This is a genomic window from Sphingobium algorifonticola, from assembly GCF_004005485.1.
GTDB lineage: Bacteria > Pseudomonadota > Alphaproteobacteria > Sphingomonadales > Sphingomonadaceae > Sphingobium > Sphingobium algorifonticola.
Map to the genome: position 1 here is coordinate 1 of NZ_RZUL01000002.1, position 12,999 is coordinate 12,999.

The following is a 12,999-nucleotide window of genomic DNA, read 5'->3' on the forward strand; positions in this document are numbered from 1 at the left end:
GGCTTGCGGAGACTACCCCTCCGTCTCCTCCTGAGACCAATATTGGTGGCGCGGGATGGAGCAGCCCGGTAGCTCGTCAGGCTCATAACCTGAAGGTCGTAGGTTCAAATCCTACTCCCGCAACCAGTTCAAGCACATCACGTGCGCCACCCCCCTTATTGTTGCCGCTCAGAGCTAGTGCCCCGCTGAGGGACCCCGGTTGCTTGTGGTGATGGCAATATGTCCGCCGATGAAACGTAACCGTGGCGCCGAGGCCGCCTTGCGCGGTTGCTGGATGAAGGGCTGATTGCCGCTCGGATAGGGGGCGGCGATGGATAGCGAGATCGAAGGTGGACCAGCGAGCAGTCATATGAGTGCTCATACGAGCGGTCGTATGAGCACTCGGATTGAGGTCGTTGCAGGTCGGCGCCGCTGGACAGTGGAGCAAAAGCTGGCGGTCCTTCGCGATGCCTTCGGCCCCGAGGGTTCGGTTGGGGACGCCTGCAAGCGACACGCGATCGGCAGCGGGTCGATCTACACTTGGCGGCGGCAGGCGATGTCGGGTGAGCTTGGCGGTGCCAGACCAGCAGCATTGCCCACATTCGCGGAGGTCGAGCTTTCTACCCCGGTTCCGGCACTGTCGGCGCCCGGCGGTCATATCGGGATCGAACTGCCCTCGGGCGTGAAGCTGACCGTGGACGCCGGTGTCGATGCCGAGGCCCTGGCACGGGTCATTGCCGTTCTCACGCGATGATACCGCTGCCACCTTCCACCCGGATCTATTTGGCCTGCGGCGCGACCGACATGCGCAAGGGCTTTGACGGCCTGGCAGTGCTGGCCCAGCAAGTGCTGGAGCAGAGTCCACATTCTGGGGCGCTATTTGCCTTCCGGGGCAAGCGTGGCGATCTGGTGAAGCTGCTCTGGTATGATGGCCAGGGCCTATGCCTGTTTTCCAAGCGGATGGACCGTGGCCGGTTCGTCTGGCCAGTGACGAAGACGGGCAAGGTCGGCCTGACCTCTGCACAACTTTCCATGCTGCTTGAAGGCATTGACTGGCGACGCCCGGAGCGGACAGCCGCGCCGCTGCTGGCGGGCTAAAAAGTACGGATTCCTGTGGGTTTATCTGGCATCGATGGTGCCGCTTTGATACTATTCCAAGGTGTCGGATCGAGGCTCTTCCCCCGTCGATAAGGACGCCCGCATTGCCGAGCTGGAGGCAGCTCTGGCGGCCCGCGACACGCTGATCGATACCTTGCGTTTCCAACTGGCCCAGCTCCAGCGGCTCACCTTTGGTCAGTCTTCGGAGAAGCTGTCCCTCCAGATCGAACAACTCGAACTCACCCTTGAGGAGTTGGAAGGCGAAGCCGAGCTTACCGACATCCGCAAGGTCCAGGCGGATCAGAAGGAGCGACCGGCGCCGGTCCGTGCCTTGCCGGCGCATCTGCCGCGGGCCGAACGCCGGATTGAGCCGGAAGCAGGCACCTGCACCTGTCCTTCCTGCGGAGGCGCCCTGCGTCCGCTCGGGCAAGACAGCGACGAGATGCTCGATGTCGCGCCGGTGCAATGGCGCGTCATCCGCACTGTCCGTCCTAAATATAGCTGCCGATCCTGCGAGCAGATCGTGCAAGCCCCGGCACCCGTAAAGGCGATTGCCCGGGGCAAGGCCAGCTTCGCCACACTCGCCCATGTCATCGTCGCCAAGTTCGATCATCATCTCCCCCTCTATCGCCAGGCCGAGATGATGGCGGCACAGGGCCTCGATATAGACCGATCGACGCTGGCAGGCTGGGCAGCACAGGCCGCACATCTGCTCGACCCGATCGTCAGTCGCATCCGGGAAGAAGGGATCAAGGCCGGCAAGATCCATGTCGATGACACGCCCGTGCCGATGCTGATGCCCGGTAAGGGCAAGACGGTGCAGGCAAGGCTCTGGGCCTATGTCGTCGATGATCGTGCCGCTGGCGCATCCACGCCCGCGCTGGCCTGGTATCGCTTCACCCCTGACCGCAGCGGCGTCCACCCGCAAAGCGAGCTCAAGGACTTTACCGGGCTGCTACAGGCTGATGCCTATGCAGGCTTCGACAAGCTCTACAGGGGCAACCGCATTCGGGAGGTCGCCTGCTGGGCGCATTTCCGGCGCAAGATATTCGAGAACCATGCCACCAGCCCGACGCCGTTGACGAGCAACCTGCTGGATCGGATCGCCGCTCTCTACCGGATCGAGGAAGAGATACGCGGGCAGCCGCCCGACCAGCGCCGCCGGCATCGGCAGGACAGAAGCAGGCCTCAGGTGAACGAGTTACGCTCAATCATCGACGATGCGCTGCGCCGCCTGTCGCCCAAGTCCAACATGGCCAAGGCGCTCAGCTATGGCCGCAAGCGCTGGGATGCGCTCACCCGCTACATCGACGAGGGCGTTGCCGAGATCGACAACAACATCGCCGAGCGTGCGATCCGCCCCGTGGCGATCGGCCGCAAGAACTGGATCTTTGCCGGATCGAAGGCTGGCGGCGAACGGGCTGCCGCCATCTATTCCGTCATCGAGACCGCCAAGCTCAACGGCATCGAACCGCAGGCCTACATCGCCGATGTCATCGAGAAGATCGCTGGCGACTGGCCCGCTTCTCGCTGGGACGAGCTCATGCCCTGGAACTGGCAGCCAACCCAGCAGCACGTCGCTCAAGCCGCATAACGGTACTCAGGCCACGCTTACGATGAAACGGCGGCACGGCTTCGCGCAATGCCTCATGACGGGTGAAGGGAGCGCAAATCTTTTCGCCCACTTCACCCGCCGTCTTCAGAATTCCAGCTTTGCTGTCGCGCTGACCGTCCGACCGTTGATCGCGCGGGCCCGGACGAAGTTGGTGATGCCGCTGGTGATGCTGCCTTCCTCCGCTTCCGTCAGACCGAAAGCGTTGAAGATGTTGTTCGCATTCACGGAAAGCGTCAGCGTCGGCAGTATCCGCGCTTCGACGAAGCCGTTGACCACCGTATAGGCGGGCATCACGAGATCGTTGGTGTTGGTCGAAAAGCTCTTGGTCGTACCCACGACATTGGCACCGATCGTGAACCGGTCCAGCGTGTATCGCGGCGACACCGCATAAATGAAGGTCGCCTGCCGCTGCGGCCGGTTCCCGTTCAGCGCCGGGGCCTGCTCGTCCCGCTTGATGTTTGCATCGGTAAGCGTGGCCGTGGCGTTAAGCGAGAAGCCGCCGGACCGGAAGCTGCCCTCCAGCTCGACCCCCTTCGATTCATAGACACGGTTGGTCACGAACTGCCCGGCGCGATCGTCCGCCAGCAACTCGCTGGTGCGGGCGTAGAAGCCCGTGAGGAAGATGCCGAAGCCGCGCCCCCGATATTTGATCCCGGCTTCCGCCTGTTTCACCGGATTGACGATGTCGCCCGGCCGTGCCGAGCCGTCGGGCCGGATGCGGTCGATAAGTAGACGATCGTTGTTGGCGCGCGCGCCCTTGCTGTAGCGGGCGAACAGGGCCGTGTCGGGGGTCACCAGATAGTTGAGGCCTGCCGAATAGGACCAGTAGCCATAATCAAAGTCGATGACGCGGCGCGTGGCGGGATCGAAGGTGTTGACGCGCCGCTCGATCGGCGAAATCGTGCCGTTCCCGTCGACATCGACATTCTGGCGCAGCGTGCTGCCGATATAATAGCCTTTCGTCGAACCTTCGTCGCGCCGTACGCTGAGGTCGACATTCAGCGCGTCGAAATTGGCGACCAGCGATCCGAAGAAGGCGTCGGTGTTGGTTTCGGTATAGGATGTGCGCGTGCAGCAATTGCCGAAGGTCGGCACGCCATAGGCCCATTGGCCGCCCTGCGTCAGCTTGTTCCCGGTCGCGTCATAGACATCGAGGAATGCTGACTGGCCGTCGCCACGCACATCCTGGAGATAGCTGGCCCAGGTCCAGGTCGTGCCGACTTCCTGATAGCTGTGATAATAGCCGGCCGTGGCGCTGATCGATCCGGTGCCGACGTCGAAGGTCTTGGACAGTTTGAGGTTGTTCATCCAGTTGTCGAGGCTGTCGAGCTTGGTATTGAATGTATTGGTCTGCATCGCCAGGCCATTGCCGTTCAACGTCGCGGGATTGACGACTTGCCCCGCATTGGGGCCGGTCGCAAAACGCAGGTTGTAGACTGCACCGGTCGGCGTCAGGCTGCCCGTGTTGATATAGGCACCCACCTGATTGGCGGCCGCCTGCGCGCTGATGACGCTGGAGGGGAACAGCGAAATAAACTCGCCGCCGACATCGGCAATCTTGAAACGGTTTTCGATCACCCAGCCGTCGGCAAACTCATAGCTGCCTTCAAGGCCGAACTGCTTGACCGTCGGGTTCATCCCGTTGCCCACATCGTCTTCGGAACGACGATTGTCGGTGGTCAGCGATGCGATCGCGCGGGTGAAGGGGCTGTGCGGCGTATCCTGCTTGATGTCGAAGTCGGCGATGGAGGCATAATCCGGGTCGCCATTGCTGCCGGTCACCTGCAACGGCATCGGCAGATAGGATATCGCCTTGTCGTTGAGATATTTGAAGTTGGCGCGGATATAGCCGCCGTCGAATGTCTTGGTGATGTTGGCGCGGACCTGCCCGCCCTTTTCGGCAGTAAAGCCCGTGCGCCGCGCGCCTTCGCCCCAGCGGTAGAAGCCGCCGACATGCGCGGTCCAGCCAGCGCCGAAATCATGGCCGTAGTCGCCGTCGAACCGGTTCAGCCCGAAATCGAGACCCTTGGTAAAGGCGATTGCGCCGCCAGGCCGGGCACCAGTCTTGCTGATGAAGTTGATGACGCCGCCCGGCGAGTTGCTGGCGAGCGTCGATGCCGAGCCGCCACGAATGCTTTCAATCGTATCGATATTATAGTCGGCGCGTAGAAAGATGTCGGCATTGCCAAAGGCGATGTCGCCATATTCCAGCACCGGCAAGCCGTCTTCCCACAGTTGCAGAAACTTGGCGCCGCCAGAGGAAATCGGCAGCCCGCGCACCGCAATATTGGCATTGCCTTCCCCGCCCGAGCTTTCGGCGCGCACACCCGGAATGCTGCGCAGCAGTTCCGCGGTTGACCGCGGGGCATTCGCGAGCGCCGCTGCGGCATCCAGATTGCTGACCGATACGCTGGTGTCGAGCCGTGTCTGTCCGCGCCGGGTTGCGGTAACGACGATATCGCCAAGGCCAAGCGCGTCATCACCGGCGGTGGCTGCTTCGGTTTGGACGGCTTCGGGGGCCGGGGGTGCCTCCTGCGCGAACGCATGGCAGGAAATTGCGGTAGCAGCGACGGTGGTCAGGGCTGCGGTACGCCAGGCTTTGGTCATTTCACTCTCCTCCACAATGCCGCATCTCGGTACGGTACAGCCCATCGGCTATCGCATCATGCAAACGATTGCAAGAAGATTAATGTAAACGTTTGCAGAAATCCGTACGCGCGTTTCGTTTCAAATGTTTATCGGATGGTTCCCCACCTTCAGGGGTAGTGCAGAATGATCCGTTCCGTGACCGCGGCCGCCAGCGCGCGCGCTTCATCCGTTGTGGCGCCGCGGGCAAGGGCCAAACCCATGCGGCGGTTCACCCGCGTAACAGGCTTGCCGAACAGGCGGACATCGACATCCCGCCCTGGCTCGCCCAGCGCCAGCGCACCGGCAAGCCCGCCGATGTGAAAGGCATCGGCGTCGCGATCCGCCAGTATGACCGCGGATGCGGTCGGCCCATGGAGGGTGATATCGCCGATCGGCAGGCCCAGTATCGCCCGGATGTGCAGATCGAACTCCGTCAGGTTCTGTGACATCAGCGTGACCATGCCGGTGTCGTGCGGGCGTGGCGACAACTCGGAAAAGATCACTTCGTCGCGCGTCACGAAAAACTCGATGCCGAACAGCCCATAGCCGCCCAGATCGTCCACCACTTTTGTCGCCATGGTCTGTGCTTCCGCCAGAATGGCGTCGGTCATCGGCGCGGGTTGCCAGCTTTCCTGATAGTCCCCGCGTGCTTGCCGGTGCCCGACCGGCGGGCAGAAGAATACGCCCTGTCGCGTCCGCACCGTCAGCAGGGTAATTTCATAGTCGAAGGCGATATACTCCTCGACGATCACCTTGCGTCGGTCGCCGCGCATGTTCGCCACGGCATAATCCCACGCGGCTTTCAGCCCGTCCGCGTCCTGCACAGTGCTCTGTCCCTTGCCGGACGACGACATCACGGGCTTTACCACGCAGGGGAAGCCGGTATGCGCGGCACCCTCCAGCATCGCTTCCCAGCTTTCGGCATAGCGATAGCGCGCGGTGCGTAGGCCCAGGTCAACTGCGACCAGATCGCGGATACGGTCCCGGTTCATCGTCATCGCGGTGGCCCGCGCCGATGGTACGACCGTGAAGCCGTCGGCTTCGGCGTCCTGCAACACTTCGGTACGGATCGCCTCGACTTCCGGCACGATGAAATCGGGGCGATGCTTCAGGATCGTCGCGCGCAGGGCGTCGGCATCGAGCATGGAAAAGACTTCACGCGCGTCCGCAACCTGCATGGCCGGCGCATCGTCATAGGCGTCGCACGCCACGACATGACAGCCCAGCCGCTTGGCCGATATAGTGAACTCCTTGCCCAACTCGCCCGAACCGAGCAGCAGCAGCTTTGCAACAGGTGCCATGAATTATGCTCCTCAAATGCCGACCGGACTGCTGCGTTATACGCCTGGCCGGTCAGCCTCAACCACCGGTGGCAGCGACCAGTCGATCGGCGCGTGGCCATGCGCTTCCAGAAAGGCGTTGGTCCGCGAAAAGGGGCGGCTGCCCAGAAAGCCATTATGCGCCGAAAGTGGCGAGGGATGCGCGGATTTGATGACGAGGTGGCGTCCGCCGCGCTCGACGCTGTCCACAAAAGCCGCCTTGCGCTGCGCATAGGCGCCCCACAGAAGAAAGACGACCGGATCAGGCCGTGCGTTGACCAGTCGGATTACAGCGTCTGTAAACTGTTCCCAGCCCTTGCCCTGATGCGAAGCGGCCTGCGCCTGCTCGACGGTCAGCACGCTGTTGAGCAGCAGCACACCCTGCCGCGCCCAATGATCCAGAAAGCCATGGCGAGCCGGGGCGACACCCAGATCGCTCTGCAATTCCTTGAAAATATTGACGAGCGATGGCGGGGTGCGGACGCCCGGCAATACGCTGAACGCCAGACCATGCGCCTGGCCAGGCCCGTGATAGGGGTCTTGGCCCAATATCACCACCCGCACGGCGTCCAGCGGTGTCAGGTCGAGCGCACGGAAATACTGGCTTCCCTTCGGAAAAATGACTTTGCCAGCGGCCTTTTCCGCCACAAGAAATGCGCGCAGCGTCTGCATGAACGGCATCGCGAAAGTGTCGGCCAAAGGCTGCTTCCAGCTCTCGTGCAGTTTCACATCCTGTGCCATGGTCGTCTCCTTGCGCGGTGCAACTGTGGGTCCGGTAGCAGGCAAGTCAATGCACTGGCTGTCATTTGTGGATGACGACCAACCGTTGGTCGCAAGACTCTTATCCTGGATCAGCTTTCACGATATCCTCTGTGGTGGAGAGGAAGGACGGGGCGTCATGCGACATTTCCCGACATTTCGGGATTTCTGGCCATTTTACCTGCAGGAACATGCGCGCCCGGCGACGCGTGCGCTTCATTATGCGGGGACCAGCCTTGCGTTGCTGCTTGTCCTTACTGCCCTGTTTCGCCACTGGCTCTGGCCGCTCGCGCTTTTGCCCGTCGCAGGCTATGGTTTTGCATGGGCCGCGCATTTTCTGGTGGAGCGCAATCGCCCGGCCACCTTCCGTTATCCGCTCTGGTCGCTCGCTGCCGACTGGGTGATGTGGTTTCGCTTCCTGACCGGGCACATTGATGGCGACCTCGCTTTGGCAGGCGTCAGGCCCGACGGTACGGTAGACCCGGCCCGGCGGCTGTAGCGGCGCTATTTCCTTGACGCTCGCGCCTGCCTCTGGACAAGGGGGGCGATGCCTCTTGCCGCCACCTTCTCTGCCCTTCCCGATCTGGCGTCGCTCGGCCAACGCTGGCAGGCGCTTGAGGCCCGCAGCGCACCGGGGACCAGCATCTTTCTGGGATGGACATGGATGGAAAGCTGGCTGTCGACCAGCGGCGCGCGGCCCGAACTGCTCGCCATCACGGCGGACGGGGCCGATGTCGCGCTTGCGCTCATGGGCCGCGCGATGATGTCACGGCCGCTCGGCGCGGTCGCGTCGCTCTCGCTCAACCAGGCGGGCGTCGCCGCGCAGGATCGCGGCTTTATCGAGTATAATGGCCTGCTCACCGCCGCCGATGCGCCGGAGGATGTTGCCGCCTGCGCGATGCACGCGTGCCTCGCGCGGAACGACTGGCGGGTGCTGCGCCTCGCCGGGGTCGCGCCGGACAGTCCTTTGCTCGGCCCTCTGCCCGGCGCGCCTCGCCTGCGCCGCCGGGTGCGGATCGACGAATCGCCTGCCTATTTCATCGACCTGGCGGCTGTTCGGGCGGCAGGTGGCGATTATCTCTCGTTGCTCAGTGCCAATACGCGCAGCCAGATCAAGCGATCGTTCAAGGATCATGGCGCCGGTCAGGCGGCCATCGAGGTTGCCCCCGATGGCGCGACGGCCAGCGCGTGGCTTGCCGAAATGGCGGCACTCAATGTCGGGCGGCATGTTGACAATGCATGGGATGATCCGCTGTTTCGGGCCTTTGCCCAGGCGCTCGTGCAGCGGGGGCTGACAACGGGCCAAGTCGAGCTGCTGCGCATCGCGATCGGCGACACGCTGCTCGGCTATCTCCTCAATTTCCGCCATGCGGACAGGGCCATGAACTATCAGTCGGCCTTCACCGCGCCGATCTCCCCCAAGACCAAGCCGGGCCTGATGTGCCATGCCGCTGCGGTCGCGCGCTATGCCGATGCCGGCCTGTCGGTCTATTCGCTGCTGGCCGGGAAAGATCGCTATAAGCAAAGCCTCGCCACCGGGCACGAGACGCTTGAATGGTGGAACCTCGAACGCTTCTCGCCGCGTCTCGAAGCCGAAGCCTTGCTAAGAACCGTGCTCAGGCGCCCAGCTTCCGCATGATGCGGTAGAGGAGCCGCGCGCCGCGCTGGCTTTCGGGGCGGCGGGTGACCGGCCATTGCGGCAGTCTGCGGCGGCGCAGCATGGCGTTCAGACTATGCAACTCCCCCTCCGCGATGCTGCGCCGCGACCGCCAGGTGATCGAGAAGCTGATGGAGACGGCAGCGCCGTTGTGCACGAAATGGGGTGCCTTGACGGGCACATGGATCGCGTCGCCCGCATGCAGGACTACGGCTTTTCCCCGGCCGCGGAACGCTTCGTCCCACGCAAGATTGCGATGCGCCCCCGCGTGGAACGCTTCGCTCTGTTGCGACGGCACCAGTGCGTCGTCGCCTGCGGGAAAGACGGTCATTGTCTTTTCCCCTTCGATCTGGAGCAGGATGTTATGTTCCGGGTCCATGTGGAACGGTGTCACGCTTTCGGGGGAGGACAGGAAGATGAACGCTTCCCGGTGCAGCATCGGTCCGGTCCGGCGCGCGACGATCGGCGCAAGCTCCGCCAGTGCGGCATCCAGCATCGCCGCATAGGCGGGATCGCGCTCGACATTCTTCATGACCACCCAGCTTCCATTGCTGTCGATGGTGCGGACGGTCTCGCCCAATGTCAGGCCGTTGGTCGGCACATCCTCCGGGCGGATACCGAGCGGCAGCTTGCCCGGATTATATTCGACGCGATCGGCCGGCATCCGCTCTGCCAGCTGGGCCAGCGCCTCGCGGGAAAACAGCGGATGACCCGCCAGTTCGTGGTGCAGTTTCGTCGCGGCATCGGGATAAGCCGCGCCGAACGCTACACGCGCCGATTCTGGAAAGGCACGCGGCGCGCTGGCCACACCGGGATCAATGGGATCATGCAGCGACATGGATCATCGTTCCTTCAGACGGGCCGCTAGGCCCTCGACCAGATTGGCTGCGGCGAATGTGGCGGATCGGCGCATCTTCGCATAACCTGCGCCGCGCAATGCGATGCGATATTGCACGATGCTGCGCCGTTCGCCCCACAGGCTGTCGATCATCGGATGATCGGGGGCCGCACAGCTGTCCATCCACGCAATGCCGGGGTCGCCCAGGACCGCGCGCAGATTGTCGATTTCGATCAGCACACCGGGGGAAAACCGCCCCAGCGTCTCGTCGATCGCGATCTTGAAGGAAAAGGCACCCTCGCCGTGGCGGAAATTGACAAGCATGGCGATCGCCTTGCCGTCGAGGTCGATGCGGAGGAACTGCAAGCGCCCCGCCGCCATCGCTGCCGCGGTCGCCGCGCGAAAGAATGCGGCAGTATGCGGCGCGCAGGACAAGGCGGTGCCCGCACGACCTTTCCACCCCGAAGCCTCCAGCGTCAGGAAATCCCCGCACCAGCGTGGCAGGGTGGCCGCATCCGTCAGAATGTGGCTTTCGATTCGCCCCATGTCCGCCAGTCGGTTCTGCAATCGGCGGATTTCCTTGCGCGTCTTGGCACGTACATTGGCTTCCCAATAGGCTTCGGCCGACAGATCGGATCGCAGCAGCGCCCGGTCGTAGCGCCCGATTTCACGAACCGGACGACGCTGTGCGGCACAGACCGCTTCCAGCGCGGCGGCATTCGCACCGGCCGCGTCAAGGCCGCGCATGTGCAGAAATCCCGGCGCCCAGTCGGCCTGGTCGAGCTGTGCGAGGAACGCTGTCCAAGCCGCGCGCTCACGCCCCCGCGCCACAATGGGTGCGCCGAAAAAGCATTGGTCGTGCATCCAGTTGGCGATGTTGGCGACCGGCAAACGGCCATGCGCGCGCATCGCCGTCACCGGCATCAGGCCGATGAGGTACGGCCCGTCAAAGGCTTCCAGGATCCGCACGTCGGCATTGCCGCGCAGATGGTCGATGGCCGCGCGGAGCATGTCGGGCGCATAGAAGGCATTGGGTTCGGCCGCCGCCTCGGCCAGCGTGGCCCAGCGGGCATCGGGCGACAGACCATCGGGGGGCTGCAACGGATGCCCCATGCCGGGCTTGAGGGCGGGATTGGGCGCCATGTCCATGCCCCTGCGCCTAACGCCAAATGATTAGGGAATGGCTAAGCGCCTGCGCCTTGTAGCGCCTGCATCGCCGATGCTCAGTCGCGCAGCGCGCAGGGCACGATGCTGTCGGGGCGGGGGCGGGCGGCGATCTTGCGAAAACGCGCCAGATAGCCTCCCGCGCTCGGGCGCGCGATCACCTGTTCCAGCCGATATCCCACCGCTGCGAACTCGCAGGCCAGCAGGCGCGGCGGTGTCCCGTGCTGTTCGGTCGGCCGGTTGGCGTCGACCACGATAACTTCGCCGTCCTTTTTCAACGCCGGGTGCAGATTCCACAGAAACGCATAAGGCTCGCTGATCTCGTGATACATATGCACCATCAGCACCCGGTCGAAACTGTTGGCCGGCAGCTTGGGATCATCGACGGTGCCCAGTTTCAGGCTTACATTCTTCCAGTCTTCCCGCGTCACGCGGCGGCCCAGCGCGTCGATCACCTCCGCCAATATGTCTTGCGCCAGCACGCGGCCTTCCGGCCCCACCCGTTTGGCGAGGCGCACGGTGTAATAGCCTTCGCCCGCGCCGATGTCCGCCACGGTCATGCCGGGCCGTATCCCGGCGAGGTCCATGATGCCTTCCGCTTCGTTGACCCGGTCGCGGGCCTCCTCGGTCGACCAGCGTGTCGATACGATCGGTGCGACCGGGCGGTCGGCCTTGGGAAAGGCCTGGGCCGACGCCGGGCGATCGGGATCAACGGCCGCGCCGCATCCGGCAAGCAACGCTGCAACAGCGAGCAGGCCGGACCGGACCATCAGTCGACATCCTCGACGACGACCTTCTCTCCCGTCACCTTCTGGCTGAGGGCAGCCGCCATATAGGGGTCAAGCGCGCCATCGAGCACATCGTCGGGCGCGGTGGAAACGACGCCGGTGCGCAGGTCCTTCACCATCTGATAGGGTTGCAGGACATAGGACCGGATCTGGTGGCCCCAGCCGATGTCGGATTTCGATGCATGTTCCGCGCTCGCCGCTGCCTCACGCCGTTGCAGTTCGGCTTCATACATCCGCGCCTTCAGCATGTTCATGGCTTCCGCCTTGTTCTTGTGCTGGCTACGCTGGTTCTGGCAGGCAACGATGATGCCGGTCGGGATGTGGGTGATGCGCACCGCCGAATCGGTGGTGTTGATGTGCTGGCCGCCTGCACCCGACGCGCGATAGGTGTCGATTTTCAGGTCGCCTTCGTTCACTTCGATATCGATGTTGTCGTCGATCACCGGATAGACCCAGACCGAGGAAAAGCTCGTGTGTCGCCGCGCGGAGCTGTCATAGGGGCTGATGCGGACAAGGCGATGCACACCGCTTTCGGTCTTGGCATAGCCATAGGCGTTCTCGCCCTTGATGAGCAAGGTGGCGGACTTGATGCCCGCCTGCTCGCCGCCATGATAATCGACGATCTCGACCTTGTATCCGCGCCGCTCAGCCCAGCGCACATACATGCGCTGGAGCATTTCGGCCCAGTCCTGGCTTTCCGTGCCGCCAGCACCGGCGTGGATTTCGAGATAGGTGTCGTTGCCGTCGGCTTCCCCGGCGAGTAGCGCCTTGACCTTGTCCTGGTCGGCGCGTTCGGCAAGCTCTTTCAGTGACCCGATCGCTTCGGCGATCATCCCCTCGTCGCCTTCCGCCTCGGCCATTTCCAGCAGCTCGGCAGTGTCGTTCTTCTCACTTTCAATCGCCCGCGTCGCATTGATGGCGCTGTCCAGCCTTGTGCGCTCGCGCATCACCTCCTGCGCCTTCTTCGGGTCGTCCCACAGGGTCGGGTCCTCGACGCGCGCGTTCAGCTCGTCCAGCCGCCGCAGCGCCCGGTCCCAGTCCAGAAAGCGCCGCAGAAGATCGAGCGCGGCGTCGATACGATCAATATGTTGCTGCGCTTCGGCGCGCATGGTCAATCTCCAGTTTCGTCATTCCGGCGGAGGCACTCAGGTGCC

At 63.5% G+C, this 12,999-nt stretch carries 12 protein-coding genes and 1 tRNA gene; 6 read left to right on the forward strand and 7 right to left on the reverse strand.

Features of this window, described 5'->3' with window-relative positions; all coding sequences use genetic code 11:
• The first annotated feature begins 49 nt into the window (after nt 1–49).
• From ENE74_RS05085 to tnpC, 4 genes are all read left to right on the forward strand, one after another.
• Nucleotides 50–126 (forward strand) — tRNA-Met (locus ENE74_RS05085).
• A 247-nt stretch (nt 127–373) separates the two neighbouring features.
• Nucleotides 374–733, forward strand: a complete 360-nt coding sequence (gene tnpA, locus ENE74_RS05090; RefSeq protein ID WP_127689598.1) for an IS66-like element accessory protein TnpA — start codon at nt 374–376, stop codon at nt 731–733.
• The gene (gene tnpB / locus ENE74_RS05095; protein WP_009824048.1) at nt 730–1,077 is read left to right on the forward strand and encodes an IS66 family insertion sequence element accessory protein TnpB; all 348 of its coding nucleotides are present in this window, start codon (nt 730–732) and stop codon (nt 1,075–1,077) included. The genes tnpA and tnpB overlap by 4 nt, the downstream gene beginning before the upstream one ends.
• Before the next feature lie 61 nt (nt 1,078–1,138).
• Complete coding sequence (gene tnpC / locus ENE74_RS05100; protein ID WP_127689599.1) at nt 1,139–2,671, forward strand: IS66 family transposase; 1,533 nt, start codon at nt 1,139–1,141, stop codon at nt 2,669–2,671.
• Nucleotides 2,672–2,776: 105 nt separating this feature from the next.
• Here tnpC and ENE74_RS05105 read toward each other — a convergent pair whose 3' ends face one another.
• The 3 genes from ENE74_RS05105 to ung all read right to left on the reverse strand — a co-directional run bounded on the left by ENE74_RS05105 (nt 2,777) and on the right by ung (nt 7,380).
• A complete protein-coding gene (locus ENE74_RS05105; protein WP_127689600.1) occupies nt 2,777–5,299 on the reverse strand; it encodes a TonB-dependent receptor domain-containing protein in 2,523 nt (840 codons plus the stop codon).
• Nucleotides 5,300–5,448: 149 nt separating this feature from the next.
• Nucleotides 5,449–6,621, reverse strand: a complete 1,173-nt coding sequence (gene purT, locus ENE74_RS05110; RefSeq protein WP_127689601.1) for a formate-dependent phosphoribosylglycinamide formyltransferase — start codon at nt 6,619–6,621, stop codon at nt 5,449–5,451.
• A gap of 36 nt (nt 6,622–6,657) precedes the next feature.
• Complete coding sequence (gene ung / locus ENE74_RS05115; RefSeq protein WP_127689602.1) at nt 6,658–7,380, reverse strand: uracil-DNA glycosylase; 723 nt, start codon at nt 7,378–7,380, stop codon at nt 6,658–6,660.
• A gap of 157 nt (nt 7,381–7,537) precedes the next feature.
• Between ung and ENE74_RS05120 the strand changes: the two genes are divergently transcribed.
• Both ENE74_RS05120 and ENE74_RS05125 read left to right on the forward strand, forming a co-directional pair.
• Nucleotides 7,538–7,897: an Mpo1-like protein gene (locus ENE74_RS05120; RefSeq protein WP_127689603.1), complete on the forward strand. Its 360-nt coding sequence runs from the start codon at nt 7,538–7,540 to the stop codon at nt 7,895–7,897.
• A 48-nt stretch (nt 7,898–7,945) separates the two neighbouring features.
• On the forward strand, nt 7,946–9,037 hold the full coding sequence (locus ENE74_RS05125) for a GNAT family N-acetyltransferase (protein ID WP_127689604.1): 1,092 nt from the start codon (nt 7,946–7,948) through the stop codon (nt 9,035–9,037).
• Here the strand turns inward: ENE74_RS05125 and ENE74_RS05130 are convergent.
• The 4 genes from ENE74_RS05130 to prfB all read right to left on the reverse strand — a co-directional run bounded on the left by ENE74_RS05130 (nt 9,015) and on the right by prfB (nt 12,954).
• Nucleotides 9,015–9,893 carry a cupin-like domain-containing protein gene (locus tag ENE74_RS05130; RefSeq protein ID WP_127689605.1) on the reverse strand — a complete coding sequence of 293 codons (879 nt, stop codon included), beginning with the start codon at nt 9,891–9,893 and terminating at the stop codon, nt 9,015–9,017. The genes ENE74_RS05125 and ENE74_RS05130 overlap by 23 nt on opposite strands.
• Nucleotides 9,894–9,896: 3 nt before the next feature.
• A complete protein-coding gene (locus tag ENE74_RS05135) occupies nt 9,897–11,042 on the reverse strand; it encodes a GNAT family N-acetyltransferase (RefSeq protein ID WP_127689606.1) in 1,146 nt (381 codons plus the stop codon).
• 74 nt (nt 11,043–11,116) lie between these two features.
• On the reverse strand, nt 11,117–11,827 hold the full coding sequence (locus tag ENE74_RS05140; protein WP_127689607.1) for a class I SAM-dependent methyltransferase: 711 nt from the start codon (nt 11,825–11,827) through the stop codon (nt 11,117–11,119).
• Entirely contained in the window at nt 11,827–12,954 is a 1,128-nt protein-coding gene (gene prfB, locus ENE74_RS05145; RefSeq protein WP_127689608.1) for a peptide chain release factor 2, read from the reverse strand. Before prfB ends, ENE74_RS05140 begins: the two co-directional genes overlap by 1 nt.
• Between the last annotated feature and the right edge of the window lie 45 nt (nt 12,955–12,999).

Coding starts and splice junctions, on each gene's coding strand:
- tnpA (WP_127689598.1), top strand. CDS start 374: ATGAGCACTCGGATTGAGGTCGTTGCAGGTCGGCGCCGCTGGACAGTG.
- tnpB (WP_009824048.1), top strand. CDS start 730: ATGATACCGCTGCCACCTTCCACCCGGATCTATTTGGCCTGCGGCGCG.
- ENE74_RS05105 (WP_127689600.1), bottom strand. CDS start 5,299: ATGACCAAAGCCTGGCGTACCGCAGCCCTGACCACCGTCGCTGCTACC.
- purT (WP_127689601.1), bottom strand. CDS start 6,621: ATGGCACCTGTTGCAAAGCTGCTGCTGCTCGGTTCGGGCGAGTTGGGC.
- ung (WP_127689602.1), bottom strand. CDS start 7,380: ATGGCACAGGATGTGAAACTGCACGAGAGCTGGAAGCAGCCTTTGGCC.
- ENE74_RS05120 (WP_127689603.1), top strand. CDS start 7,538: ATGCGACATTTCCCGACATTTCGGGATTTCTGGCCATTTTACCTGCAG.
- ENE74_RS05125 (WP_127689604.1), top strand. CDS start 7,946: ATGCCTCTTGCCGCCACCTTCTCTGCCCTTCCCGATCTGGCGTCGCTC.
- ENE74_RS05130 (WP_127689605.1), bottom strand. CDS start 9,893: ATGTCGCTGCATGATCCCATTGATCCCGGTGTGGCCAGCGCGCCGCGT.
- ENE74_RS05135 (WP_127689606.1), bottom strand. CDS start 11,042: ATGGACATGGCGCCCAATCCCGCCCTCAAGCCCGGCATGGGGCATCCG.
- ENE74_RS05140 (WP_127689607.1), bottom strand. CDS start 11,827: ATGGTCCGGTCCGGCCTGCTCGCTGTTGCAGCGTTGCTTGCCGGATGC.
- prfB (WP_127689608.1), bottom strand. CDS start 12,954: ATGCGCGCCGAAGCGCAGCAACATATTGATCGTATCGACGCCGCGCTC.